This is a genomic window from Streptomyces sp. ME02-8801-2C, from assembly GCF_033793965.1.
GTDB lineage: Bacteria > Actinomycetota > Actinomycetes > Streptomycetales > Streptomycetaceae > Streptomyces.
On the sequence record NZ_JARAXP010000004.1, the window covers coordinates 553,433 to 577,928 of the forward strand.

Consider the following 24,496-nt stretch of genomic DNA (forward strand, 5'->3'; position numbering starts at 1 on the left):
CGCCAGCGTGATCTGCAGGTAAGTCAATGGGAATCCCTGTCTTGAAAACATTTGGGGCGGAGGGGAGCGGGCGAAATGAGCCCGCTCCCCTCCGCCAGGTGGAATCAGTCGTACTCGTGGTCGTTCCAGTAGCCGGTGATGGTGTAGTCACCGAAGAAATTGATCCAGACCTTCAACCGGGGCTGATCGGCATACAGCTCCCAGTGGGCCGTCTTGTGCTGAACCCGGCCGTGGTAGTACCGCCAGTAGGAACTGTAGTGATAGTCGTACCGCCAGTAGGCTCCCTCGACGTAGACGCCCGCCATGAATGACGCCTCCAGAGTCTGGAAGATGGCGCGGACGTGCGCGGGCATCGAGCTGTAGAAAGAGGGCTTCCAGCCGGTGATGTGGGTGTAGCGGCCCTCGTAGTACCAGGGCGTGGTGGCGTTGCTGCACTGACTTCCCGTGCGGTTGTCGCCGCAGACGATCATGTTGCCGTCGAGGTCGAACTTGTTGACCGGGTCCTGGGCGGCGTAGTCGTAGGCGTTCGCGCTTCCGCCGGGAACCGGGTCGGTGCTGAGGAAGCGGCCGTTGACGGGGTTGTACAGGCGGACGCCCATCATGATGTCGCCGGTGGGTGTCTCGCCGGAGCGTTCCTTGGCGCCGAGCCAGCGGTAGCGGGCACTGCCGGCGCCGGCCACGGAATTGCCGTACTCGTCCGTGGCCGTGACGACGACGGCGGTGTTCGCGTCGTTGGTGGGCAGGGTCATCGTGACGTCTCCGTGCAGGTCTGTGAGCTGCAGGATGACATCGCCGTTGGTCGAGCTGTACGTCGCCCCCAGTGCCCCGCCGAGCTCGGGCACATTCCTCGTGTAGGCGCCGGTGGAGGTGTTCTCGACCGTCCACGCGGGACGGTCCGACGGTCCGTCGAAGTGGCTGGTCCTGGAGGCGGTCTGGGTCCAGGTGCCGGAGGAGTCCGACTCGGTGGTGGAGGAGTGGAAACGTCCGGCGGGGTCCAGCTGCCAGGTGGTGCGCTGACTTCCGCTCGTCTGCTGACGGGCGAGGTCGTCGACGTAGTACGCGGTGGTGACGCCGCCGGGCTCACCGGTGAGGCGGCCGAAGGCGTCGTAGGTGTACCCGCTGTCGACCAGACGGTCCGCGCTGTCGTAGGTGTGGCTGGTGGTGGTGCCTCCACTCGTCGGGCAGCTGGGGGTGGTGCCGTCGGTGGTGGTGGCGCCGGTGGACGTGGTCAGGCTCTTGCGGTTGGTGTCCTGGTCGAAGGCGTACGTACGGGCGGTGCAGCTCTGCGCCTGCCCCTGGATGACGGTTTCGTTGGTGTGGGTGAGCCTGCTGTCGTTGTCGTACGTGTAGGTGTCGTCGACGCCGAGACCACCGGAGGTCGACAGGGCCCGGCCGGCTTCCTGACCGGCGGCGGAGTGGCCCGCCTGGTCGGAGAGCAGGACGTTGCCGGAGGCGCCGGTGTAGGTGCGTGAGGTGCTCTGGCCGGCCTCGTCCGTGGTCGCGGTCAGGGTGACCGAGCCGGGCAGCGACTCGGTGGCCAGGGTGCCGTTCGCGTCGTAGGTGGCGCCGAACGTTCCCGCGTTGGAGTCGGTCTCGGAGGTCACCACACCTCGCGGGTCCTTCGCGGTGTCATAGGTGTACGTCAGCGTCGACGGCGCCGAGTCGCTGATCCTGACGGGCCGGTTGAGGCTGTCGTACTGGGTGGTGGCCGTGTTGCCGTCGGCGTCGGTGTAGGACATCTGACGGCCGAGCTGGTCGTAGGTCTGGGCGACGGCCTTCCCGTCGGGAGTGGACGCCCCGGCCGCGAGACCGGTGCCGGACGAGTAGGAGACGGTGGTGGTCTGGACCGCCTGGCCACTGCCGCCGGAGACCGCCGTCTGGGTCGTACGGTCGGCGCTGTCGTACGTCGTCGTGGTGGTGCGGGTGACGCCGTTGGCCGTGTCCGTGACCTGGCGGGGCAGCCCCGAGGCCGTGTAGGTGGTCGTGGAGGTGACCCGCTGCGCCGGGTTGGCGCCGCCGCCGGTGATGTCGGCCGCGGGGGCGGTCCGGCAGACCATGTCGGCCCACTCGGGGTGGCCGCCGCAGGGCGCCGAGCCGCCGGCGGTGTAGTAGGTGGTGATGGTGGTGGCCGCGTCCGAGCCGTTCGACGCGGGCTGGGAACTGCTGGTGACCTGGCCGGCCGTGTTGTAGCCGGTGAGGGTGGTGACGGCCAGACCTGAGGGGTCGGTGACCGTCCTGGTCGGCTTTCCGAGGGTCCAGTCGTAATAGGTCTTGCTGGTACGGGTGTCCGCGTCGGCCGCGTACCCGGTGACGGCCGCTCCGATCACCGACGTCGTGATCTGGTCCGAGACCTTCGCGGAGCCGTCCGTGGGCCGGTTCTCGTCGAAGGTGTTGTGGGTGTGGGTCCGTGCGGCGACCACCGAACCGGCGGGCAGGGCGGCCGACGTGCCGGAGGCTGCCAGGGCGTGCTCCAGCGTGACCTGGTGCAGCGGCCCGTAGGTGTCCTTCTCCTGCTGGCCGGTGCTGTCGTAGACGTGCAGGGTGGACAGCTGGGTCGCCCGCTGCGCGGTGGTCGCCGAGGCCAGGCCCAGCGCGTTGAGCTCGCTGTTGGAGCTCGCGGCCAGTGCCAGTTCGCGGTTGCCCGCGGTGAGTTCCCGCACGGTGTTGCCCGAGGTGTCGTACTCGCTGGTCGTGATGTGCCCGCCCGGCACCGCCGTGTCGACCTCGCGCCCGTTGACGTCGAGGTAGTGCACGGTGGCACGGCTGTAGTCGCCGGAGGCCAGGTTTCCGCTGCCCGTGTTGGACGAGGGCACCTGGTCGGCCGGGAAGACGGCCGTGGCGTCGGTGGGCCGGTCGCTCTGCGCCCAGGTGGCCACGTCACTGCCGCCCTCCTCGACGAGGCCGAGGCGCCCGAGAGGGCGGGGCCGACAGAGGCGCGGGAGGCCGTGGCCGCGTGAGGGGTGGGGCGGCGGGGGCCTACCGGACCTCGCTGCGGCCCACGACCCGGCCCGCCCGGTCGATGCAGATGACGTCGACGGCGACCGGTGCGCCCCGCAGCACGGTCAGTGCCTCGTCGCGGGCGGCTGTCGCGACCAGGTCGCCGAGGGGTACTCCGGCGGCCTCGCAGAGCTGGAGCGCGGCCAGACCGGTGTTGGCGGCGGCGACACCGGCCGCCAGTGTCTCGTCCGCGCCGCCGCGCCGGGCCAGTTCGGCGAGGAACCCCTTGTCCACCTGGGAGCGGGCCGAGTGCAGGTCGAGATGGCCGACGGCGAGCTTGGAGAGCTTGGCGAAGCCGCCGCAGATCGTCAGCCGGTCGACTGGGTGGCGGCGGACGTATTTCAGGACCGCGCCCGCGAAGTCGCCCATGTCGAGCAGGGCGTCCAGCGGAAGCCCGTACTCGGCGACGACGGTGTTCTCCGACGTCGATCCGGTGCACCCGGCGACATGTGTACGACCCGCCGCCCGGGCCACGTCCACCCCCCGCCGGATCGAGTCGATCCACGCCGAGCACGAGTACGGCACGACGATCCCCGTCGTGCCCAGGATGGACAGCCCGCCGAGGATGCCGAGCCGGGGGTTCCAGGTCGAGCGGGCGATCTCCTCGCCGTGGTCGACGGAGAGGGTGATCTCGACGTCACCGGTGCCGCCGTGCAGCTCGGCGACCCGGGCCACGTGCTCGCGCATCATCCGGCGGGGGACGGGATTGACGGCCGGTTCACCGACCGGCAGGGGCAGGCCGGGGCGGGTGACCGTGCCGACACCGGGCCCCGCCCTGAAGACCACCCCGGATCCGGCGGGCAGCCTCCGTACCGTGGCCCGTACCAGCGCGCCGTGCGTGACGTCCGGGTCGTCGCCGGCGTCCTTCACGATCCCCGTCATCGCGTATGCGCCGGTCAGCTCCTCGGCCGCGAGCGCGAAGGACGGCGTCTGTCCCTTGGGCAGCGTGATGGTCACCGGGTCGGGGAACTCCCCGGACAGCAGGGCGGTGTACGCGGCGGTGGTGGCCGCGGTCGCGCAGGCGCCGGTGGTCCAGCCGGGCCGCAGGCCGGTGTGCTTGAGTTGGGCGCCGCGACCGCCCTCGGCCCCGGCCTCTGGGGTGCCCTGCGTTTCGCTGCTCATGAACGGATCGGATCTCCAAGCGATGCACGTACTGATACTGGGCGGAACGACGGAAGCCCGGCGCCTGGCCGAACTGCTGCACGGTACCTCCGGCCTGCGAGTGACGAGCTCCCTGGCCGGGCGGGTGGCCAGTCCCCGGCTGCCCCTGGGCGCCGTACGCGTCGGCGGTTTCGGCGGCGCCGAGGGGCTGGCCGCCTGGCTGCGCGAGCACGCCGTGGACGTGCTCGTCGACGCCACCCACCCCTTCGCCGCGACGATCAGTTTCCACGCGGCGCGGGCCGCGACCACCGCCCACGTGCCCCTGCTCGCGCTGCGGCGGCCGGGCTGGGCCCCGGTCGAGGGGGACCTCTGGCACGACGCCGGTTCGCTCGCGGAGGCCGCCGAGCTGCTGCCCTCGCTCGGCCGCCGGGTGTTCCTCACCACCGGCCGGACGGGCCTGGAGGCCTTCGCCGCCCTCGACGACCTGTGGTTCCTCGTACGGGCCGTGGACGCGGCGGAGGGACCGGCTCCGGCCCGCATGGAGGTCCTGCTCGACCGTGGGCCCTTCACGCTCGAAGGGGAGCGGGAGCTGCTGCTGCGCCACCGTGTCGACGTCGTCGTGACGAAGGACAGCGGAGGAGCGGCCACCGCCCCGAAACTGACCGCGGCCCGCGAGGCCGGGCTGCCCGTGGTAGTGGTGCGCCGACCGCCGGTGCCCGAGGGGGTACCGGTGGCGGCGGGGCCCGATGAGGCCGCCGACTGGATCGAGGAGCAGGTCCGGCGCCCCCACCTGCCCACTTTTCCTGACGCTGGCTGAATCCTGACCCCAGTTTTGCTGCGTCTGGCTACTACCTGCAAATAATGTGCAGCAAGCTGGGCGGGTGGCTGAGAACAATCATTCGAGATGGCACCGCATCCGTACGTCGATGACCCGCAATGAGTGGGCGAGCCTCGGCGGGATGGCCGCGTTCATCCTGGTGCTGCACGTCATCGGCTGGTTCGTCCTCGTCGCGATCGTCGAGCCCGAGCACTACAGCCTGGGCACCAAGACCTTCGGTATCGGCATCGGCGTCACCGCCTACACCCTGGGCATGCGGCACGCCTTCGATGCCGACCACATAGCCGCCATCGACAACACGACCCGCAAGCTGATGAACGAGGACCAGCGGCCCCTGTCCGTCGGCTTCTGGTTCTCCCTCGGCCACTCCTCCGTAGTCTTCGGGCTCACCTTCCTGCTCTCCCTGGGCGTCAAGGCGCTGGCGGGCCCGGTCCAGAACGACGACTCGACCCTGCACAGCATCACCGGCTGGGTCGGTACGACCGTCTCCGGGACGTTCCTCTATCTCATCGCCGGCATCAACCTCGTGATCCTGGCCGGGATCTGGAAGGTCTTCCGGCAGATGCGCTCGGGCCACTTCGACGAGGCCGCCCTGGAGGAACAGCTCGACAAACGGGGCTTCATGAACCGCCTCCTCGGCCGCCTGATGAAGTCGATCACCAAGCCGTGGCAGATGTATCCGCTGGGCGTCCTGTTCGGCCTCGGGTTCGACACGGCCACGGAGGTCGCGCTCCTCGTCCTGGCCGGCTCGGGCGCGGCCTCCGGGCTGCCCTGGTACGCGATCCTGTGCCTGCCGGTCCTGTTCGCCGCCGGCATGTCGCTGCTGGACACCATCGACGGTTCGTTCATGAACTTCGCCTACGGCTGGGCGTTCTCCAAGCCGGTGCGCAAGGTCTACTACAACCTCACCATCACGGGCCTGTCCGTCGCCGTCGCGCTCATCATCGGTACGGTCGAACTACTGGGCCTGGTCGCGGAGAAGGCGGACCTGCACGGCGCGTTCTGGGACTGGGTCTCGGGCCTCGACCTCAACATCATCGGCTATGTCATCGTCGGCCTGTTCTTCGCCACCTGGGCCGTTGCCCTGCTGGTGTGGAGGTTCGGCCGAATCGAGGAGAAATGGACAGCGGGCCTCGCCCGTCCCGTCCCCGCCGAGCAGGGCGCCGACTAGGACAGCCCACGCACAGTCCTCCTCGGCAGGCGACCGCCCGCTACCCCTCCTCTACTACTCCACCTCGCTCGCGATCGCGTTGACCGCGGCGGCGGCGATGGCGCTGCCCCCGCGGCGGCCGTGTACGACCAGGTACTCGAGCCCGGAGGGGTGTGCGGCCAAGGCCTCCTTGGACTCCGCGGCGCCTACGAAGCCGACCGGGACGCCGATGACGGCCGCCGGGCGGGGTGCCCCCTCCTCGATCATCTCCAGGAGGCGGAAGAGGGCCGTGGGCGCGTTGCCGACCGCCACCACCGCGCCCTCGAGACGGTCCCGCCACAGCTCCAGCGCGGCGGCGCTGCGCGTGGTGCCCAGCTTCGCCGCCAGGTCCGGGACGGACGGGTCGGAGAGCGTGCAGAGCACGTCGTTGCCGGCGGGCAGCCGCTTCCGGGTCACACCGCTGGCGACCATGCTCACGTCGGTGAGGATCGGCGCTCCCGCGCGCAGCGCCTCGCGGGCGCGGGACACCACGGCGGGCGTGTAGGCCAGGTCCCGTACGAGGTCGACCATCCCGCAGGCGTGGATCATCCGCACCGCGACCTGGCTGACGTCGGCGGGCAGACCCGCGAGATCGGCCTCGGCGCGGATGGTGGCAAAGGACTGGCGGTAGATGGCCGCGCCGTCCTTCTCGTACTCGAACACCGTGCTCCTTCTGGTCGGAAGTGCGGGCCGCCGCCAGGTCGGCGGGACACGGCGGCGAGCATACCCACCGCCTCAACACCCCTCCGGCTGTGTGAGGAGGTTTCTCTTGCTGCTAGCGTGCAACTGCATACTGCTTGCAATAACACTGCTTGCAATAACAACGGAGGACGTTGGACATGGCGGTTTACACGCTCCCGGAACTTCCGTACGACTACGCGGCGCTCGAACCGGTCATCAACCCGCAGATCGTCGAGCTGCACCACGACAAGCACCACGCGGCGTACGTCAAGGGCGCCAACGACACCCTGGAGCAGCTCGCGGAGGCACGCGACAAGGAGCAGTGGGGCTCCATCAACGGCCTGGAGAAGAACCTTGCCTTTCACCTCTCCGGCCACATCCTGCACTCCATCTACTGGCACAACATGACCGGCGACGGCGGCGGCGAGCCCCTGGAGAAGGACGGTGTCGGTGAGCTCGCGGACGCGATCGCCGAGTCGTTCGGCTCGTTCGCCGGCTTCAAGGCGCAGCTGACCAAGGCGTCCGCGACGACGCAGGGTTCGGGCTGGGGCGTCCTCGCCTACGAGCCGCTCAGCGGGCGGCTGATCGTCGAACAGGTCTACGACCATCAGGGCAACGTCGGTCAGGGCTCGACCCCGATCCTGGTCTTCGACGCCTGGGAGCACGCCTTCTACCTCCAGTACAAGAACCAGAAGGTCGACTTCATCGACGCCATGTGGGCCGTCGTCAACTGGCAGGACGTGGCCCGGCGTTACGCCGCCGCCAAGGAGCGCGGCGACAGCCTGCTGCTGGCTCCCTGACCCGACCACCGAGGGCTCCCGCGAGGGCATGACTCGCGGGAGCCCTTCTGTCGTAGGGCTGCCGTGGAGGCATCCCGGTCCGCTGAGCGGAACGGCACGTGACAGGCGGCTCCCACCGGCTCCACTCTGGCTGTCCGCCGGCCAGGTCCGAGCGTCCGGCGCAGGGGGACCGCCGTCCAGGGCGGTCGTCGCACGGGGGGAATGGTGCACGACGATGGCTCAGCACGAGGCGACCACGGCTGCCCGGACGAACGGCGCAACGAGGACAGGGGCGGGGACCGGAGCGGGGACGGGGCCGGGGCGCGCCCATTCCCGGTTACGTCTGCTCGGCACCTTCCAGTTGGAGGGCGCTGACGGAACCGTCACCGTCCCGGCGAACGCACAGCGGCTGCTGGCCTTCCTCGGCCTGCACAAGCGCGCCCCCCGAACCGTCGTCGCGGGCGCCCTGTGGCCCGACGTCACGGAGGAACACGCGCACGGCAGCCTGCGTACGGCACTGTGGCGGCTCCGCCGGGGGAGGCAGCCGATCGTCGGGACCCACGGGGACACCCTCTGTCTGGCGGACGGGGTGATCGTCGACGTCGACGCCTTCAACCGGGCCGCCCTGGGCCTCGCGAACTCCGATCACGCTCCCGGCGACGATCTGCCGCTGCCCGTCGTCCTCGACGGCGGGGAACTGCTGTGCGGATGGGACGAGGAATGGGTCCTGTTCGAGCGGGAGCGACTGCGTCAGCTCCGTCTGCACGCGCTGGAGTCGCTGAGCGCCCTCCTGACCGAGCACGGGCGGTACGCGCTCGCCCTGGAGGCGGCGCTGATGTGCGTCACCGTGGAGCCGCTGCGCGAGAGCGCGCATCGCGCGGTGGCCGCCGTCCATCTGGCCGAGAACAACATGGTCGAGGTCGTCCGGCGCTACGAGACGTTCCGGATGCTGATCAACGAGGAACTGGGCCTGGAACCCTCGGCACGGTTCGCGGGGATGCTGCCGCGCAGGGGGAGGGGGACATGACGGCGGGCGTTCACGCCGGTTTCACGGTCTTCATCGTGAAGTGGGAGGTCACGTTCTTGATCCGCGGGATGGTCATGACCCGCCGGCTGAGGAAGGCCTCGTAGGCGGCCAGGTCGGCGACGGCCACCCGCACGAAGTAGTCCGGGTTCCCGAACATCCGCCGCAGTTCGACGACCTCCTCGGCCTGCGCGAGGGTCTGCTCGAAAAGCTCGACGGTGTCCGCGTCCTGCGCCTCGAGACCGAGATCGATGAGCACCTCGAAGGAACGGCCCACGGAGGCGGGGTCGATGACGGCCCGGTAACCGCGGATGACCCCGTCGGCCTCCAGTCGCTGAACGCGCCGCAGACACGGCCCGGTCGTCAGCCCGACCCGCTGCGCCAGTTCGACGTTGGTCAGCCGTCCGTCCTGCTCAAGCTCGGCAATGATTGCCAGATCGATCGCGTCCACAGAGAGAAGATTGCATGCGGTCGTGCGGACAGGCAATTTTCAGGAACCCTCCGCGCGGGCCTCGCTCGGCGTGACGCCGAACCTCGTGCGGAAGAGACGGGCGAAGTGGGCCTGGCTCGAGAACCCCCACCGGTGCGCGACATCGGCGATCCTGGTCTCCCGCGCCCCTGGAGCGGTGAGTTCCCGGTGCGCCCCGACCAGGCGCCGCTCCGTGATGTGCCGGACCGGGGACCTGCCGGTCGATTCGAAGATCCGGCCGAGGTGCCGTACGGAGATGCCCATCACCCCGGCCACCTGCGCGGCCGAGAGCCACGGATCGTGCAGGTGACGGTCGATGTAGTCCTCGGCCACGATGAGCTGCGACCGGTAGGCGTCGGGCCCAGGCCTCCCTCCCGTACGTTCCTCGGCGAGCTGCCTGAGCAGGTCGAGCACGGCTCCCTCGGCGTCGCCCGGGTCGTGCGGCCCGCCGCGCGGGGCGGTCAGCCCCGTGAGCCGGGAACCCAGCGCGGCCACGAGCGCGCCCTCCCGCGCCGTGCCCCGTCCGAACAGCATCGGCCCGGGCAGCTCGCCTCCCACACACGCCTGGGTGAACAGGTCGCGCGGCATGTCCACCAGGATCTGGCGCATCGAGGAGGAGAACCCGAAGAGATACGGCCGTCGCGTGTCGTAGACGCACAGCTCGCCCGCGGTGGCCGAGAGGCAGCCGTTCTCGTGCAGGAACACCGCTTCGCCCTTGAGCAGAAGAGTCGCGAACACCGAGTCCTTGGGCGCCGACCTGACCGTCTGCGGGCTGCGCTCGATGGCGTGGGCGTTGCCGGAGATGTCGGCGAGGCGCAGTTCACCCAGTTCGATGTTGGTCTGCCTGGCCAGCAGGCCCTGCTCGGAGTAGGACGTGCAGGACAGGCCCACCAGCGCCCTGCGGTTGTAGTCCTCCCAGTAGTGGATGCGCTCGGCGGGTGCGATGTGCTCGGTGGTGGCCCGGGAGATCACGGAGGGGGCGGACACATGGCCTCCCGGGTTCGCGCACGTCAGGGGCGCTCAGCTTAGGTGACGGGTCGTACGGCTCGACAGCCTCCGTCCACCCCCGCCTGTTCGCCGGTCCCGGGTGCCGCTCCCGGGCGTACCAGCACCTTGATCTGCTCCTCGTCGCGCCGCAGCAGCGCCTCGAACCCGTCGCGTACGACGTCGTCCAGGGCAATGGTGGACGTGACGATCCGCGTCAGGTCCACGCCCTCCTCCGCCACCAGGCGGATCAGCTCGGGATAGGCGTCGCGGTATCCCACGCTGGTCATGATCGTCTGCTCGTTGTTCACCAGGGCGAAGGCGTCCACGCGGACCGTGCCGGTGAGGCCGAGGAACATCACACGCCCGCCGCGTCGGGTGGCGGCCAGGCAGGCGCGCAGGGTGTCCTCCGAGCCGACCGCCTCGAACACGACGTCCGCTCCCTCGCCGCCGACCACGTCGGCGAGATCCGCGCCGGCGTCGGCCGCGCCCAGCCGCAGCGCCAGCTCGCGGCGGGCCCCCGAACGGTCGGCGGCCACGACGCGGCCCGCGCCGTACCGGGCCGCGAGCTGGGTCACGAGCAGCCCGATCGGGCCCAGGCCGAGGACGGCGACGGTCTCGCCGGCCCGGATCCGGGCCCGCCGTACGGCGTGCAGGGCGACCGCGGCCGGTTCGAACACCGCCGCCTGTTCCAGGGAGACCCGCTCGGGCAGCCGGTGCAGCATGTACGCGGGCACGGTGGCGCGCTCGGCCAGCCCGCCGTGTCCCATGAGCCCGGCGAAGCCGAAATGCCGGCAGATGTTGTACTCCCCGGCGAGGCATCGCGGGCAGCTGCCGCACCGGTAGTGCGGCTCCACCGCCACCCGGTCACCCGGCACGACACCGTCCACCCCGCCCCCGACCTCGGTGACGGTGCCGCAGAACTCGTGCCCCAGGACGAGCGGGGCGGCCACGCCCGACTCCGGGTGCGGGGCGCCCACCGGGATGGCGTGCGGCCCGTCGGCGTACTCGTGCAGGTCACTGCCGCAGATCCCGCAGTAGGCGACCTCGATCGTCACCTCGCCGAGCCCGGGCGGCACCGCCGGCACCTCCTCGACGCGCAGGTCCTTCGCCCCGTACCAGACCGCTGCCCTCATACGGCTCCTCCTCAGCGGAACAGGGAGTTGACGTGGTCGGCGCCGAGCCCGACCTTCTCGTAGTGCTCGCGGCACATCTTGATGTAGTCGTGCACGTCGAAGAAGCCGTCGGGTTCGCCGTTCTCGTCCAGCCAGACGAGCGGGCCCTTGACGATGAAGAACGCCTTCATCGGCTCGTCGCTGTCGTAGGCGACCAGCGTGTGGCCCTCGCCCGGGGCCTCGTAGACGAAGTCGCCGGCGGTCGCCGTCCAAGGACGTTCCAGATAGCCCCACTTGCCGGAGATCGTGTACGCGAACACCTCGTGCGGGTGATAGTGCCGGTTGACCAGCCCGGCCTCCTTGGCCCGCAGGATGTCGGCCCAGCTGTTGTCCTTGACGTTGATCCACAGCGGGCGCGAGCCGACGGTCTCGGTGAACGGCACGTAGTAGCGGTCGTCGTCCGTGGCGACCTTGGAGAGGTAGACCTCGGGGAGGGCGTCGGGTCGGAAGGAGTTCTCGATCGGCCTGAGGTCCTTCCAGAACTCTCCGGCGGGCATGTCGGGCATGCGGGGGCCTCTCTCGTCGCGTCGCGGATGCCCGGAGTCAACCCCGTGGACGCCGGTGCCGTCTTTCCTGTGGCGGACCTGGACGCTTGCGGATTCGGGACATCCGGCCCCGCCCTCTCCGTGGAGCCGAAAAGCCCGAGTCCGGGACTCGGGCTTCGGTTCCCACGTGGCGGCGTCAGATCGTGCCACTCTCCCACCACCAGTCCTTGCCGAGGTCGGCCCTGCTGTCGACGTGCTGGTGGTCGACGGTGTACTTCTCCAGCCCGGAGAAGCCGCAGGTCTCCGCCTTCTGGTAGACGGTCTTGGTGGCCACGCCGGGCACGTCGAGGTCGGCCGCGGTGCCGTACAGGTGCTGGCTGTCGGTGGCTCCGCCGATCTCGGCGTTGTGGGCGATGCTGCGGAACCCGGAGTTGACCGTGATCGGCTTGTCGCCCAGCTTCTTGCGCAGCGCCTCCAGCTTGTACATGCAGCGGCGGGCGTTCTCCTTCACGGCCGCCGCGCTCAGCTTGCCGCCGTTGAAGTTGCCGGTCGACTGGTCCACGAACTCGCTCCAGTTGAAGTGGAGCGTGGAACCGTCCGACTGCTCCAGCGCGTTGAGTTTCGCCTGCGTGTTGGGCCCGGCGCTGCCGTCGGCGGTGAGACCGTACGCCGCCTGGAACCGCCGCACGGCCGCGGCGGTGCCGGGTCCGAAGTCGCCGTCGATGCTCACCCGGCTGTGGGAGGCGCTGTCGGCCGCCCAGCCCGCGACCCTGATCTGCAGCTCGGTCACGTCGGCGCCGCTGTCACCCTGGTTCATGGTGCGTGGCCACGAGTAGGCCTGTGCGACACCGGAGAACAGCAGCTGACCGAACGCGACACCGGCGCCGGCGGCGAGCGAGCCGCGCAGCACGGCGCGCCGCCCGGGTGCTGGTACTTGGCCGTGTCGAGCCCGTCGATCGGGTAGCCGGCGGGGCGCGGTGGTGTGCAGTACGTGTTACGGCTGGACCAGTCCACCAGCTTCGCCCAGGTGTTCGGGCCCACCGTGCCGTCGGCGCTCAGGTTGGCACAGTGCTGGAGCTCGATGACCCGGGACTCGGTACCGCCCCCGAAGTCGCCGTCGATCGTCAACGGCGGGTAGTGGAACGGCTCCATGGCCAGGTTCAGCCTGCACTGGACCTCCTTGACCTCGGCGCCCTTCGCGCCCTTCTTCAGCGTCGGGCGCGTGTCGGTGTGCCCGCACACGGTCGACTGTGCCGTGCTCGACGTGCCCTGGTTCGCGCAGGTGTGCGGATCCGCGGCCCAGGTGTTCAGCGCGGCCCAGGTCTGCGGGCCGAGCACCCCGTCGACGCCCAGCCCGGCACACCGCGACCCGCGTCTCCGTCGCCGGCCCGAACGAACCGTTCGCCCCGATCGGCGTGTACCGGCTCGGCTTCGTCGCCAGATCGAGCTCGCACTGCGCCTCGACGACCGCCGGGTCACCCGTCGATCCCCGCTGCAGTGTGGGCTGTGCGCTCGTGTGCCCGCAGACCGCGACCGCGGTGACCGCGGCCTGCGCCGACCGCACCGCCGCCGGCCCGACATGGGCAGGGCCGCTGCCACGGCGAGGGCCAGACCCCGCAGAAGCGTCCTTCGTCCCATCCGGTGTTCCCCCTCATGTGCCACAGGTGAGTGACCGGGGATCCCCGGCCGGTGGCCATGCCGGCAGCGGGCGTCCAGCGGGAGATCCCCTCGCCGCGAATTGGGATACCGGGACGGAAAGAAGCCTTTGACCTGCGGAAACGCCATGCCGATGGGATGAACGCGGGATGCGCGGGCCGCCCGGCCGGTGCCCTGAACCGGGGAATCCGCGAAACCCCGGCAACCTTCCGGGGCGCCGTGGAGACTATGGGCCGGAAGCTGCCTCAACCGGAGTTTCGTATCGAGCAGTCGAGCACATGGTTTTCGGACCAGGTAAGGACCTCTGTCGTGGCGTCCCGTTCCCCGCGCCGTTCCCCGCGTCGTTCTCCCCGCCGCCCGCTCCGTCAGCGGCGGGGCGTTCTCGTGGCTGCCTCCGTGGCGGCCGTCGCCCTCGTCATATCCCTGGTCATGGCCCTGCGGCCCGACCACCGGACCGGCGACGGGCAGGAAGTGGCCACGTCCGCCGCCGGTGCCCGGACGACAGCCCCGAGCACTTCACCGGAGCCGACGCCTTCCCCGGCGAAGCCCTCGGCAAGCCCGTCCCCGACCCCGACGGCCACCCCGACCGTCGCGGCGGCGCCGAAGGGCAAGCCCACGCAACCGCCAACCGGACCGACGCCCAAGTCCACGCCCACGGCCGCGAGCGGCGGCGAGGGCGGCGGGAATGGCGGGAGCAGCGGCGGGAGTGGCACCGCCGCCCGGCCCGCCTCCGGCACGGCGCCCTTGGCGGGGCGGATCCGGCCCGGCACCACCTACCAGGGCGTCGCCACCTTCTACGACACCGGAAACGGCGACGGCGCCTGTCTGTACGGACCGACCTCCGACGTCATGACCGCCGCGATGAACACCGCCGACTACGAGACGTCCATGGCGTGCGGGGCGTACATCCTCGTCCGCGCGGCGAGCGGGGCCACCGTCACGGTCCGGATCACCAACGAATGCCCGGGGGACTGCCTCCCCGGCCAACTCGACCTCAGTCCCCAGGCGTTCGCCAAACTCGCCGCCCCGGTGACCGGTCGCATCCCGATCACCTGGAGCCTGCTGAGCCCCGCCTCGGCGGACCCGATCTCGATCCGCTACAAGACCGGGTCCACCCGCTACTGGTGCGGAATCCAGGTGATCGGCCACCGCAACCCGCTGGCCCGCCTGGAAGTCCGTACGGACAGCGGCTGGGTCCGCCTGGCACGCACCAGCTACAACTACTTCCTCTCCGAGCAGGGCAGCGGGTGCGGCGGCGCGATCCGGATCAGCGACATCTACGGGGAGCAGCTGACCATCGACGGGATCGCGGTACGGCCGGACGTCGCACAGCCCACCCGCGTCCAGTTCGCCGCACACTGACCCACCGATCAGCGACGCCCCAAGGCCCCCATCACGGCCTCGAGTTGACGCAGCGGCTCGGCGCCCACGATCCGGAGTACGACCGTGTCCGCGCCGGCCGCCGACAGGGCGCCGATGTCCTCGGCGGCCTCCGGGGCACTGCCGGACACGGTGAACACGTCCTCCTGCGGGCGGCCCAGCCACTCGCCGTGCCCCTCGGTGTGCGGGTGCAGGGTCCGTGCGACCTCGCCGGCGTCGTCGCCCACGCAGGCGAAGGCGAACACCGTCAGGGTGTGTTCGGGTCCCGCGCCGCCCTTCGCGGTCAGCACCCGGGTGTTCTCCAGGTCGCGCGGACCGTGTCCCTCGGCGATCAGGGTGCCGTCCGCGACCCGGCCGGACAGCTCCAGCGAGCGGGCGCGCACCACACCGGCGACCACCGGCGGCACTTCTGTGGGCGGATGCACCAACTGGACGCCGTCCAGGCGTACTTCGCGCCCCTCGAGGTCGACCCGCTCCCCACGCAGCAGGGCGCGTACGGAGGTGATCGTCTCCTCGAGGAGGGCAAGCGGGGAACGGGGCGCGACACCGACCGAGACCATCCAGTCGCGCACCCCGTGCCCGATCCCGGCCACGAGCCGGCCCGGGAACACCCGGGCCAGCGTGGCCAGTTCCATCGCCAGCAGTGCCGGGCTGCGCAGGGGAGCCGGGGCGATCCCGATGCCCACCCGCAGCCGTTCCGTCGCGCCCAGCGCCACGGCCGCCGCCGACACACCGCCGTTCCAGCCGAGGTCCTCGACCACCCACAGGTCGTCGACGCCGAGGGCCTCGGCCTGCCGTGCGAATCCGGGCAGCCCTTCCGGGGCCCAGTCGCGGTCATACATCACACCGATCCGTAGGTTCGTCATGGTCATGAACCTACGCGAGCCGGCGGTGGCTCAGCCCTTGACGGGCTTGCCGCGGCCCCAGCCCCAGGCGAGACGGTCGGCGCCGGACTGGTTGGTGGTGGCCAGCCAGGGGCGGTCGGGGGTGCCCGTCAGCTTCTGGATCGAGTACATGTCGTCGGTGCGCAGCCCGGGCCAGTACACGGAGCCCATCTTCAGCTCGCGGAAGGTGTCGGTGACGGCCTGCATGAAGTTGATGAAGTTGTTGTCGGGCGTCTTCTTGTTGTAGTCGAGGCCCGTGGTCATGAACGCTCCGAACTCGTCCGCGACGGTCCGGCTCGCGCAGTCGCCGATGCGCACCTTCAGGTCGGCCACCCACTGGTCGTAGGTCGCGTAGTCCTTCCAGAAGCCGTAGTGGTGCAGCGACAGGTAGGTGCCCTTCAGCCGCGGGTCGGCGCAGACGGACGTGACGTGGTCGTTGTAGCCGGCGCCGCTGACGAACACCTGGCCCCGCGCCACGGACTTGTACGTCGCGAGCCACTTCGCCGCGATGTCGGCCCACTCGGTGTCGGTGTAGCCGTGCGGCTCGTTCATCGGCTCGAAGTAGACGTGCCGGTCGTTCTTGTAGGCCTTGACGACCCTGTCCCACATGGGCCAGTAGGTGGCCTGGTCGTCGATGAAGCCGTCCTTCTGGGCGCCGGTGCCCTCCCAGTAGGAGACGATCACCTTGAAGCCCTTGTCGGACGCCGCGTCGATGACCCCGCGGTACGACTTCCAGTAGGCGCCGTTGACCGTGTACGGGTTGATCGGCAGCCGTACGGTGTTGGCGCCGAGGTTCGCGCGGAACGCCGAGATGATCCGGCTCGCCTTGGCGTAGGTCTGCCGGTAGTTGTCGGAGGTCGACAGACCCGACAGCTGAAGCAGGTCGTCGGCGAAGTTGTCGCGCGGGTCCGCCCAGTTGACCCCCTTGAACTGGGTCGTGTCCTTTGCCAGCCCGCTGTGGGCGGTGGGGGCGAGGGCCGGGGCGGGGGTGGAGGCGGAGGCGGGGCTGGCGGCGACCGCCGTACCGCTGGTCGCGGCGATCGCGAGCGCCACGAGGGCGGCGCGCAGCCGGGAGGAGGGGCGGGTGCCGCCGAGGACGTTGCGCATCAACTTGCCCTTTCGCATGCCGGACGGGGTCCGAGGGGGGCGATGTTTACGTAAACATCGCGGCGCCGGAATCGTTGCAGCCGCCATAGAGATCGTCAAGGTTTCCGACGCGTAACACGTCCGCCGGACGGAACGAGCGACGACGGGCCGAACGCGGTCGCGGTCCCCGGAACGGCGCCGGCGTACAGGACACGGACGTCCGGCCTGGCCGAAAGCCAACATCCCTTCCCGGAGGGCGAGTTGACGCCCGTAGACTCCCCCGGTGACAAAGGTGACACGGGACGACGTCGCCAGGCGTGCCGGAACTTCCAGCGCGGTTGTCAGTTACGTCGTCAACAACGGCCCCCGGCCTGTTTCCGCGGAGAAACGCAGGCGCGTTCTCGAAGCCGTCAGCGAACTCGGATACCGGCCCGACCGGGTGGCCCAGGCCATGGCCGGCCGCCGTACGGATCTGCTGGGGCTGATCGTTCCGGACGCCCGGCAGCCGTTCTTCGGGGAAATCACCCACGCGTTGGAACGTGCCGCCGCCGACCGCGGAAAAATGGTGCTCGTCGGCAACTCCGATTACCAGGAGGAGCGCGAAATCCATTACCTGCACGCCTTTTTGGGGATGCGGGTATCGGCGCTGATCCTGGTCAGTCTGGGGCTCGGCGACCGGATCGCCGCCGAACTCGACGCCACGGACACCCGGGTGGTGCTGATGCACGAACGGTCAGCTTCCCCACGGAAGTTCGCCGTGGTCACGGACGACATCGAGGGCGCGTGGCTCGCCACCCGGCATCTCCTCCAGCACGGCCACACCGCCGTGGCCTGTGTCGGCGGACCGGAGTCGGCTCTCCTGGCCGGCGATCCCGTCGCCGACCACGTCGAGGGCTGGCGCAAGGCGATGGCGGACGCCGGCCGCTCGACCGAGGGGCTCCTCTTCCACGCCCCGTACAACCGCTACGACTCCTACGAGGCTGCCCTGCGCATGCTCGCCGCCCCCGACCGTCCCGCCGCCGTCTTCTGCTCGACCGACGACCAGGCCATCGGACTGCTGCGGGCAGCCCGTGAACTGGGCGTCGACGTACCGGGCGAACTCGCGGTGGCGGGCTTCGACGACGTCAAGGAGGCGGCGATGACCGACCCGCCGCTGACGACGGTCGCCTCCGACCGCGAGGCCATGGCCCGTACGGCCGTCGACCTCGCGCTCGACGGGCAACCCGGCGGGGCCGCCCCGGGCGGACCGGCGCCGGACGGGAACCGCACCCGGCGCTTCCCGTCCCGCCTGGTGATCCGGGCGTCGTGCGGCTGCCCGACCCGGATGTGACCCGACCGTCCGGGCGTCGGCGGCTGGGGCCTGGGGGTGGCTTTGCGGGTTTGGGTGGTGGCCGGGGTGTGAGCCGGCCTTGTGGGCTGGTGGCTGGGGCCTGGGGGTGGCTTTGCGGGTCTGGGTGGTGGCGGGGGTGTGAGGCGGTCTTGTGGGCGTTGGCGGCACCCGGAGGTGATCTTGCGGGCCTGGGCGGCCGGCGGCGGGGACCCGGAGGTGACTTGGGGGGCTTGGGCGGTGGTCCGGATGTGACCCGACCTTGCGGGCGTTGGCTGTGTCGGGCCCGGGATGTGGCGCGCTGGGCGTTGGCGTCTGCTCGCCAGGACGTGTTCCGTCGGCGTCGGCTGTGGCGCGGGCCCGGACGTGACGCGGAGCGCGTCGGCTGCCGGGGCCCGGGACGGTCACCGCCCGCGAGACCTTGCGAGCCTTGGCTGCTCGGACCCGGGACGGTCACCGCACGCGTCCGCCCGGGCGGTCAGGCGTTCGGGTCGAACGTGATGCCCGACGGCAGCGCCTTGGTGAGGTGGGCGGCGAAGTTGGCGTCCTTGAGGCCGAAGTTGGCGCTGCCGAAGTCGTACGCGCTCAACTTGTCGCGCAGCCCCGCCGGGTAGCCGTTCCAGCCGACCAGAGCCGGGTACCGCCAGGTGCCGTAGGCGTTCTCCGGCGGCTCGTCGTTCGCGTTCGCGAGGCGGAAGTCGTGCGTGGCCACGCCGTCCTTGTGGTAGACGATCTTGGGGTGGTTGCCGTCCCAGCGGACGTCGGCGGCCGCGTGGACGGTGAACTCGCCGTGGTTGGACGTCGACACGTACTTCGCCTGGCCGTTCTGCACCCACACCACGACATGCTCCCAGTCGTGCCGGTGGCCGCCGATGCTGCTGCCCGCGACGGCCTGGTCCTTCTCGAAGTAGAGGCCGTACATGATCGCGCACCAGCCGTTGTTGCACTTCTCGCGCGAGTAGCCGTTGGTGTTGTCGAGGTCCGAGGTGTCGTGGCACTCCCCGCTGAGCGAACCGGACGGGTTGAGACCGCCGTTGACGGTCCCGTCGGGGCCGATGGCCGGAGTGGGGTAGCAGCCGTCGGTGTCGTAGTCGTAGGCCGGCTGCCAGGTCTTCTCGAGGTCGTCCGCGTTGGCGGGCAGCGCGGTCGGCGGGGCGGCGAAGGCGCTGCCGGGAACGGCGACGACCAGCGCGACGGCGCTGCCGAGAACCAGGGAGGCTCTGCGGACACGCGAGGTGATCTTCACTGCGGCTCCTGTTGACCATGGGGGTGAGGTGAAGGGGGAAGTGCGCGTGGGGGGTGGAGAGATGAGGGCGTGCGGAAGGCGACGGTCCGGTTTGGCGTGCTCGGATCAACGTTGCCCCGCGGCCCGACGGTTCGATCGTCGGCGGGTGTCACTGTGATGAAAACTCAACCAACAGTGCGCGTGGGGGAGTTGAGGTCGGAGTCGTTCGACGGGTCGGCCGGTGCCGGCGGGACCCCTTGTCGTTCGCCGTCGATCCGTTTATCGTTTGGTGTCAAACAAAAAGAACGGAGTGCGTACGACCATGACCGCGACTCCTCGTATGCAACTGGTCCTCAGTGAGAACTGGACCATGACCGGCGGGCGCGTGGACCTGCCGCTGCTGGTGCGCTGGGCCCGGGAGGCCGAGGACGCCGGATTCGACTCGGTGATGCTCAGCGAGCACATCGTGCTCGGCCCCGACGCGGGCGTGAACGGCGTCATGGGCAACCCGCGCGACTGGGCCCTGCCGGGCAACCAGGACCCGTACATGCCCTGGCCCAACTCCCTGATCCTGCTCGCCGCGATCGCCTCGGTGACCGAGCGGGTCCGGCTGGCCGCCTCGGCGGTGATCGCTCCGCTGCGTCATCCCCTGCTGCTGGCAAGGGAGTTGGGCACGCTCGACCTGCTCAGCGAGGGGCGGCTGATGGTCCTGCCCAACGTCAGCTGGAGCCGGGACGAGTACGACGCGCTCGGGGTGCCCTTCACCCGACGCGGCCGGCTGCTGGACGAACACCTCGAGGTCTGGGCCAAGTTGTGGGGGCCGTCGCCGGTGTCCCACGAGGGCGAGCACTACCGGTTCGAGGACGTGTACTTCGAGCCCAAGGCGTACCGGGCGGACGGCCCCCGCCTGTGTTTCGGCGGGGCCGGAATGCATCCCGCGATGGTGCGACGGCTGGTGCGGTACGGGCATGCCTTCAATCCGCTGGGGCGGCCGACCGCCGAGGAGATGCGGGTGCTCGGCGAGGCGATGAAGGAGGCGGGCCGGGACCTCTCCGAACTGGAGATGATCGGCGGAACGCGGGCGGTGTTCCCCGACGACCGGTCCTGCGCCGACCTCGGGGCGGCGCTGGCCACGATCCCGGAGCAGATGGAGGCGGGGTTCACGACGTTCTGCGTGAAACCCTCCCAGTTCATCGACGACCCGGCGGGCGTCGGCGGGTTCTGCCGGGACGTCATGCGGCGGGTGTCCGCCTGACCTGACGGGGCCCCGCGCCTCCGAAGGGTGAAGGGGTACCTGCCGCACCCTCCGTACAATTCGGTGCCGAACGACACCAGGCATGTGGAGGGAGAACCACCGGTGACGCAGCGACCGATTGCCGAGACCGAGCAGTTGGTCAAGGCCAAGCTCGGGGACATCTCGATCCGGCACGACCAGATGGCCGTCGTCGCGAACATCCACCGGGCCGCCTCCGCCGTGCGCCAGCACGTGGAGAACTCCGTGCTGCGCGGCGCGGATCTGACCTGGACCGGGTTCGTCGTGCTGTGGGTCGTGTGGATCTCGGGGGAGACCGAGACCCGCCTCGTGGCCGAGGAGGCCGGGATCTCCAAGGGGACGCTCACCGGGGTGGCCCGGACGCTGGAGTCACGCGGTCTGGTCCGGCGCAGCGAGCACCCCTCGGACGGACGGCGGGTGCTGCTCGGCCTCACGGACGAGGGCGAGACGCTGATGCGGACGCTGTTCCCCGACTTCAACGCCGAGGAGGCGTTCGTCGCCGCGCCGCTGAGCGCCGAGGAGTGCCGGGCCACGGCGGACGCGCTGCGCAGGATCGTCGTCCAGGTGGAGACCCATGGGGAGGACCGCCGGCTGGAACTCCTTGACGGCGCCGCCCCCGCCCCGCGCCGCAGCGGCCGCCGCCCCAAAAGCTGACCCCAGCCTCGTCGGAGAAGTGGAGAACCACGTGCGCGCCCTCGTCATACGTCACGACCATCTCTCGCTGTCCGGTCCCGTCGGCGACCGGATCGCCCAACTCGGCTATGAAATCGACGAGTTGACGGTCGTACCGGCCGAGCGGTACGACCGCCCGGGGGTGGAGTTCGACTTCCCCGACCCGGTCGGCGCCGGCTACGACCTGATCGTGCTGCTCGGCGCGCCCTGGTCGGTCTACGACCGGGCCTCGGTCGGGCCCTGGATAGACGGCGAACTGGAACTGCTGCGCACCGCGCACGCCGCCGAACTGCCCGTGCTCGGCATCTGCTTCGGGGCGCAGGCCCTCGCCACCGCTCTCGGGGGGAGCGTGGAGGCGGCGCCCCGGCACGAGATCGGCTGGAGCGCCGTCGAGTCGGACGTGCCGGAACTGATCGGAGCCGGGCCCTGGTTCCAGTGGCACTTCGACCGGTTCGTGGTCCCGCCGGGCGCCGTCGAGCTCGCCCGCAGCGCGGTCGGCCCGCAGGCGTTCCGGGCCGGGCGGGCGCTCGGGGTCCAGTTCCACCCCGAGCTCGACGAGAAGACGCTGCTCCAGTGGCTGGACTCCGGCGGCAGGCGCGAGGCGAGGGCCCACGGCGAGGACCCGGACCGGCTGCTCGCGGAGACCCGCACCCGGCTCGAGGAGTCACGGCAGCGGGCGTACGACCTCGTGGACGCGTTCCTCGAGCAAATCGCCGGGGTGGTGGCGGCGACCCCGGCCGCCGACGACCCGGGCCGCGCGGCCTGAGAGCTTCGGGGGTTGCTGGACCTTCCGGCTCTCGAGTGAACGTTTTCCGGCGGAGCCGCGTCGTACCGGTTGGGCGTGTCCGACGGACACGCCCTGGCAGTAGTCGGTACTCGTTCACTTGTTCAGGGGGATCACCATGGCTTCGGTCCGATTGCTGTCGTCCGTCGTGCTGGTCGGGGGGCTGATGTGCGCGGCCGTCGGCTGTGGGGACTCCGGGTCCTCCGAACCGGGGCAGGGCTCGTCCACGTCCTCCCCGACCCCCTCCTCGTCGTTCTCGTCGTTCGCGGAGTCCTGGAAGGAACCCGCCTCGTACGTCTACACGTTGACGTCGAGCGAGGGGGAGCGCAGCCTGATCGGCACGTTCCGGGTGACGGTCAAGGACGGCAAGGTGGCCAAGGCGGTCGGGCTCGACGACAGCGCGCGGGGCGCGGTGGAACGCGCCCCCGAGGAGGTGCCCACCATCAAGGGCCTGCTGGACCAGCTGGGCCGGGCGCACGACGAGGGCGCGGACACGGCCGAGGCGGAGTACGCGCCCGACGGACACCCCGTACGCATCACCCTGGACCCGGAGAAGGACGCGGTCGACGACGAGGAGTCGTACGTCATCAGCGGCTACGAGATCCGGAGGGCGAGACCCTAGTTCTGGGCGTCAGTTCTGGGCGTCGTGGTCGTTGAGGTCCTCGAACGTGCCGCCGACCTTCTGGCGCAGCGACTCCTGGAGCTTCGGGGGCGCGCTGATGACCCACCGGGTGCCGACCAGGTACTTGCCGCCGTAGACGGCCGCGCTGTCCAGCCAGACGAGCTTGTACTTCTCCTCGGGGAACGTCGTGATCAGGTAGTCGCCGTCGGCGGTGTGGCAGATGCCCTCGCGCAGTTCCTTCGCGTCGGTGCGGATCGTCACGTCGCAGCCCGTCAGCTTGGCGATCACCTCGACCTTGGCCGGCGCGACCACGGCGGCCACAGGAGCGGGCGGCACGGACTCGGAAGCGGACGGCGACGCCTTCTGCCCCTTGTCCGAGGCCGGGTCCGAGTCCGAGGTGCACGCCGTGGCCAGGGGCAGGGCGAGGGCCGTCAGGAGCGCGGCGAGTGCGACGCCCCGGCGGGAGGACGATCGCTGGGGTTGCTGCTGGGACACTGAGCTGCTCCAGGTCGGGTGGCACGGCGGACGTACGACTCGCCTGAAGGTACGGACGGGTGTCGGGCCGCGTTCACAGCCAGCCGTTGCGTTTGAAACCGCGGTGGACGAAGAAGCAGACGGTGCCGATGAGGGAGAGGACCAGCGGGTAGCCGTAGCGCCAGTGCAGCTCGGGCATGTGCTGGAAGTTCATGCCGTAGATCCCGCAGACCATCGTCGGTACGGCGACGATCGCGGCCCACGCCGTGATCTTCCGCATGTCCTCGTTCTGGCCGACGGTGACCTGTGCGAGGTGGGCCTGCAGGATCGAGTCGAGCAGGGCGTCGAAGGCGTGGATCTGCTCGGTCGCGCGGATCAGATGGTCGGACACGTCCCGGAAGTAGGCCTGTATCGACGGCTCGACGGACGGCATCGGCTCGGTGGCGAGCTGCTGGAGGGGACGGCCGAGCGGTACCACCGCCCGCTTCAGCTCGAGCAGTTCGCGCTTGAGCTGGTAGATACGGCCGGCGTCGGCGGTGCGCGGGCTTTGCGGGGAGAAGACGTCCGACTCGACCTGGTCGAGGTCGTCCTGGACGGAGTCCGTGACGTTCAGGTAGTCGTCGACGACATGGTCGGCTATGCCGTGCAGTACCGCGGCCGGGCCCCTGCGCAGCTGCTCCGGGTCGGCCTCCAGATCCTCGCGCAGGGGGCCCAGGGAGCCATGCCTGCCGTGCCGGACGGTGACGACGAAGTCGGGGCCGGCGAACACCATGATCTCGCCGGTGGTGACGACCTCGCTGGTCGCGGTGAGCTCCTCGTGCTCGACGTAGCAGACCGTCTTGAACACGGCGAACAGGACATCGCCGTACCGCTCCACCTTGGGCCGCTGATGGGCCTGGACGGCGTTCTCGACGGCCAGCGGGTGCAGCCCGAACAGTTCGGCGACGTGGGCGAACTCACTCTCGGAGGGTTCGTGCAGCCCGAGCCAGACGAAACCGCGGTCGTGCTTGCGCACCCGGGCGAGGGACTCCTCGACGGTGGGGGCGGTGGGCTGGCGTACCCCGTCGCGGTAGATGACGCAGTTGACGACGGTCGAGCCGAGCGGTGAACGGGCGGGATGACTGAGATCCACCCGCCGCCGCCCACGCCGAGCCAGGCGTGCCACTTTGCGCAGGCTGCCGACCATCGACATGCGGTTGCTCCTTTTCCGGGTGCGGACAGTGTGCCAGGTGGGAGTAAGGACGCTGTCGGGGGAGAGGGCCGGTGAGGAGGCGACGAGGGGGCCTTGAACGCCCTGCGCGAAACCCACCCGTTTCGCCCCCTGTGCATCCGGGCAAGGATCGGGCAGCGTGGTCCCGGTCGAGCGAGTCGGCCAGGGGGAGGGAGACGCG

24 protein-coding genes are annotated in these 24,496 nt (G+C 70.4%); 10 read left to right on the forward strand and 14 right to left on the reverse strand.

Features of this window, described 5'->3' with window-relative positions; all coding sequences use genetic code 11:
• Positions 1–104: 104 nt before the first annotated feature.
• Together PV396_RS15705 and PV396_RS15710 are read right to left on the reverse strand one after the other, a co-directional pair.
• Positions 105–2,876: an RHS repeat-associated core domain-containing protein gene (locus PV396_RS15705; protein WP_319204967.1), complete on the reverse strand. Its 2,772-nt coding sequence runs from the start codon at positions 2,874–2,876 to the stop codon at positions 105–107.
• A 100-nt stretch (positions 2,877–2,976) separates the two neighbouring features.
• Positions 2,977–4,119 (reverse strand): cobalt-precorrin-5B (C(1))-methyltransferase, encoded by a 1,143-nt coding sequence (locus tag PV396_RS15710; protein WP_319204969.1) that lies wholly within the window; start codon positions 4,117–4,119, stop codon positions 2,977–2,979.
• A gap of 22 nt (positions 4,120–4,141) precedes the next feature.
• Between PV396_RS15710 and PV396_RS15715 the strand changes: the two genes are divergently transcribed.
• The gene (locus PV396_RS15715) at positions 4,142–4,915 is read left to right on the forward strand and encodes a cobalt-precorrin-6A reductase (RefSeq protein WP_319204971.1); all 774 of its coding nucleotides are present in this window, start codon (positions 4,142–4,144) and stop codon (positions 4,913–4,915) included.
• A gap of 109 nt (positions 4,916–5,024) precedes the next feature.
• Positions 5,025–6,107: a HoxN/HupN/NixA family nickel/cobalt transporter gene (locus tag PV396_RS15720; protein WP_319204973.1), complete on the forward strand. Its 1,083-nt coding sequence runs from the start codon at positions 5,025–5,027 to the stop codon at positions 6,105–6,107.
• A gap of 54 nt (positions 6,108–6,161) precedes the next feature.
• On the opposite strand, the gene PV396_RS15725 is transcribed toward PV396_RS15720, so the two are convergent.
• Entirely contained in the window at positions 6,162–6,788 is a 627-nt protein-coding gene (locus PV396_RS15725) for a precorrin-8X methylmutase (protein ID WP_319204975.1), read from the reverse strand.
• A 176-nt stretch (positions 6,789–6,964) separates the two neighbouring features.
• Between PV396_RS15725 and PV396_RS15730 the strand changes: the two genes are divergently transcribed.
• Positions 6,965–7,606: a superoxide dismutase gene (locus PV396_RS15730; RefSeq protein ID WP_319204977.1), complete on the forward strand. Its 642-nt coding sequence runs from the start codon at positions 6,965–6,967 to the stop codon at positions 7,604–7,606.
• Positions 7,607–7,820: 214 nt separating this feature from the next.
• Positions 7,821–8,612: an AfsR/SARP family transcriptional regulator gene (locus PV396_RS15735; protein WP_319204979.1), complete on the forward strand. Its 792-nt coding sequence runs from the start codon at positions 7,821–7,823 to the stop codon at positions 8,610–8,612.
• A 10-nt stretch (positions 8,613–8,622) separates the two neighbouring features.
• On the opposite strand, the gene PV396_RS15740 is transcribed toward PV396_RS15735, so the two are convergent.
• From PV396_RS15740 to PV396_RS15765, 6 genes are all read right to left on the reverse strand, one after another.
• Entirely contained in the window at positions 8,623–9,060 is a 438-nt protein-coding gene (locus tag PV396_RS15740) for an Lrp/AsnC family transcriptional regulator (protein ID WP_319204981.1), read from the reverse strand.
• A gap of 39 nt (positions 9,061–9,099) precedes the next feature.
• Positions 9,100–10,065: a helix-turn-helix domain-containing protein gene (locus tag PV396_RS15745; protein ID WP_319204983.1), complete on the reverse strand. Its 966-nt coding sequence runs from the start codon at positions 10,063–10,065 to the stop codon at positions 9,100–9,102.
• Positions 10,066–10,103: 38 nt separating this feature from the next.
• Positions 10,104–11,198 carry an alcohol dehydrogenase catalytic domain-containing protein gene (locus PV396_RS15750; RefSeq protein WP_319204985.1) on the reverse strand — a complete coding sequence of 365 codons (1,095 nt, stop codon included), beginning with the start codon at positions 11,196–11,198 and terminating at the stop codon, positions 10,104–10,106.
• Between the two features lie 11 nt (positions 11,199–11,209).
• The gene (locus PV396_RS15755) at positions 11,210–11,743 is read right to left on the reverse strand and encodes a 2,4'-dihydroxyacetophenone dioxygenase family protein (protein ID WP_319204988.1); all 534 of its coding nucleotides are present in this window, start codon (positions 11,741–11,743) and stop codon (positions 11,210–11,212) included.
• Between the two features lie 175 nt (positions 11,744–11,918).
• On the reverse strand, positions 11,919–12,539 hold the full coding sequence (locus PV396_RS15760) for a D-Ala-D-Ala carboxypeptidase family metallohydrolase (protein WP_319204990.1): 621 nt from the start codon (positions 12,537–12,539) through the stop codon (positions 11,919–11,921).
• Positions 12,536–13,060 carry a peptidoglycan-binding domain-containing protein gene (locus PV396_RS15765; RefSeq protein WP_319204992.1) on the reverse strand — a complete coding sequence of 175 codons (525 nt, stop codon included), beginning with the start codon at positions 13,058–13,060 and terminating at the stop codon, positions 12,536–12,538. The genes PV396_RS15760 and PV396_RS15765 overlap by 4 nt, the downstream gene beginning before the upstream one ends.
• A 627-nt stretch (positions 13,061–13,687) precedes the next feature.
• Between PV396_RS15765 and PV396_RS15770 the strand changes: the two genes are divergently transcribed.
• Positions 13,688–14,740, forward strand: coding sequence for an expansin EXLX1 family cellulose-binding protein (locus tag PV396_RS15770; protein WP_319204994.1), 1,053 nt, complete (start codon positions 13,688–13,690; stop codon positions 14,738–14,740).
• A gap of 8 nt (positions 14,741–14,748) precedes the next feature.
• Here PV396_RS15770 and PV396_RS15775 read toward each other — a convergent pair whose 3' ends face one another.
• Together PV396_RS15775 and PV396_RS15780 are read right to left on the reverse strand one after the other, a co-directional pair.
• Positions 14,749–15,624, reverse strand: a complete 876-nt coding sequence (locus PV396_RS15775; protein WP_319204996.1) for an LLM class flavin-dependent oxidoreductase — start codon at positions 15,622–15,624, stop codon at positions 14,749–14,751.
• Between the two features lie 30 nt (positions 15,625–15,654).
• Positions 15,655–16,767, reverse strand: a complete 1,113-nt coding sequence (locus PV396_RS15780) for a glycoside hydrolase family 5 protein (protein ID WP_319204998.1) — start codon at positions 16,765–16,767, stop codon at positions 15,655–15,657.
• A gap of 244 nt (positions 16,768–17,011) precedes the next feature.
• Here PV396_RS15780 and PV396_RS15785 point away from each other — a divergent pair, with 244 nt between their 5' ends.
• Complete coding sequence (locus PV396_RS15785; protein WP_319205000.1) at positions 17,012–18,058, forward strand: LacI family DNA-binding transcriptional regulator; 1,047 nt, start codon at positions 17,012–17,014, stop codon at positions 18,056–18,058.
• Between the two features lie 475 nt (positions 18,059–18,533).
• Here PV396_RS15785 and PV396_RS15790 read toward each other — a convergent pair whose 3' ends face one another.
• Complete coding sequence (locus PV396_RS15790; RefSeq protein ID WP_319205002.1) at positions 18,534–19,301, reverse strand: NPP1 family protein; 768 nt, start codon at positions 19,299–19,301, stop codon at positions 18,534–18,536.
• A 301-nt stretch (positions 19,302–19,602) separates the two neighbouring features.
• On the opposite strand from PV396_RS15790, the gene PV396_RS15795 reads away from it, so the two are divergent.
• The 4 genes from PV396_RS15795 to PV396_RS15810 all read left to right on the forward strand — a co-directional run bounded on the left by PV396_RS15795 (position 19,603) and on the right by PV396_RS15810 (position 22,631).
• Positions 19,603–20,535 carry a TIGR03619 family F420-dependent LLM class oxidoreductase gene (locus PV396_RS15795; RefSeq protein ID WP_319205004.1) on the forward strand — a complete coding sequence of 311 codons (933 nt, stop codon included), beginning with the start codon at positions 19,603–19,605 and terminating at the stop codon, positions 20,533–20,535.
• Positions 20,536–20,637: 102 nt separating this feature from the next.
• Positions 20,638–21,207 (forward strand): MarR family winged helix-turn-helix transcriptional regulator, encoded by a 570-nt coding sequence (locus PV396_RS15800; protein ID WP_319205006.1) that lies wholly within the window; start codon positions 20,638–20,640, stop codon positions 21,205–21,207.
• A gap of 31 nt (positions 21,208–21,238) precedes the next feature.
• Positions 21,239–21,991, forward strand: coding sequence for a type 1 glutamine amidotransferase (locus PV396_RS15805; protein WP_319205008.1), 753 nt, complete (start codon positions 21,239–21,241; stop codon positions 21,989–21,991).
• Between the two features lie 136 nt (positions 21,992–22,127).
• Positions 22,128–22,631 carry a DUF6174 domain-containing protein gene (locus PV396_RS15810; protein WP_319205010.1) on the forward strand — a complete coding sequence of 168 codons (504 nt, stop codon included), beginning with the start codon at positions 22,128–22,130 and terminating at the stop codon, positions 22,629–22,631.
• A gap of 9 nt (positions 22,632–22,640) precedes the next feature.
• Here the strand turns inward: PV396_RS15810 and PV396_RS15815 are convergent, their stop codons facing one another.
• Both PV396_RS15815 and PV396_RS15820 read right to left on the reverse strand, forming a co-directional pair.
• A complete protein-coding gene (locus PV396_RS15815) occupies positions 22,641–23,126 on the reverse strand; it encodes a hypothetical protein (RefSeq protein ID WP_319205012.1) in 486 nt (161 codons plus the stop codon).
• 73 nt (positions 23,127–23,199) lie between these two features.
• The gene (locus PV396_RS15820; protein WP_319205014.1) at positions 23,200–24,297 is read right to left on the reverse strand and encodes a magnesium and cobalt transport protein CorA; all 1,098 of its coding nucleotides are present in this window, start codon (positions 24,295–24,297) and stop codon (positions 23,200–23,202) included.
• Positions 24,298–24,496 lie beyond the last annotated feature (199 nt).

What these genes read in the sequence shown, in the direction of transcription:
- PV396_RS15710 (WP_319204969.1), bottom strand. Translation starts at nt 4,119, where the DNA reads ATGAGCAGCGAAACGCAGGGCACCCCAGAGGCCGGGGCCGAGGGCGGT.
- PV396_RS15715 (WP_319204971.1), top strand. Translation starts at nt 4,142, where the DNA reads ATGCACGTACTGATACTGGGCGGAACGACGGAAGCCCGGCGCCTGGCC.
- PV396_RS15720 (WP_319204973.1), top strand. Translation starts at nt 5,025, where the DNA reads ATGACCCGCAATGAGTGGGCGAGCCTCGGCGGGATGGCCGCGTTCATC.
- PV396_RS15730 (WP_319204977.1), top strand. Translation starts at nt 6,965, where the DNA reads ATGGCGGTTTACACGCTCCCGGAACTTCCGTACGACTACGCGGCGCTC.
- PV396_RS15735 (WP_319204979.1), top strand. Translation starts at nt 7,821, where the DNA reads ATGGCTCAGCACGAGGCGACCACGGCTGCCCGGACGAACGGCGCAACG.
- PV396_RS15750 (WP_319204985.1), bottom strand. Translation starts at nt 11,198, where the DNA reads ATGAGGGCAGCGGTCTGGTACGGGGCGAAGGACCTGCGCGTCGAGGAG.
- PV396_RS15755 (WP_319204988.1), bottom strand. Translation starts at nt 11,743, where the DNA reads ATGCCCGACATGCCCGCCGGAGAGTTCTGGAAGGACCTCAGGCCGATC.
- PV396_RS15760 (WP_319204990.1), bottom strand. Translation starts at nt 12,539, where the DNA reads ATGAACCAGGGTGACAGCGGCGCCGACGTGACCGAGCTGCAGATCAGG.
- PV396_RS15775 (WP_319204996.1), bottom strand. Translation starts at nt 15,624, where the DNA reads ATGACGAACCTACGGATCGGTGTGATGTATGACCGCGACTGGGCCCCG.
- PV396_RS15780 (WP_319204998.1), bottom strand. Translation starts at nt 16,767, where the DNA reads ATGCGAAAGGGCAAGTTGATGCGCAACGTCCTCGGCGGCACCCGCCCC.
- PV396_RS15795 (WP_319205004.1), top strand. Translation starts at nt 19,603, where the DNA reads ATGACCGCGACTCCTCGTATGCAACTGGTCCTCAGTGAGAACTGGACC.
- PV396_RS15810 (WP_319205010.1), top strand. Translation starts at nt 22,128, where the DNA reads ATGGCTTCGGTCCGATTGCTGTCGTCCGTCGTGCTGGTCGGGGGGCTG.
- PV396_RS15820 (WP_319205014.1), bottom strand. Translation starts at nt 24,297, where the DNA reads ATGTCGATGGTCGGCAGCCTGCGCAAAGTGGCACGCCTGGCTCGGCGT.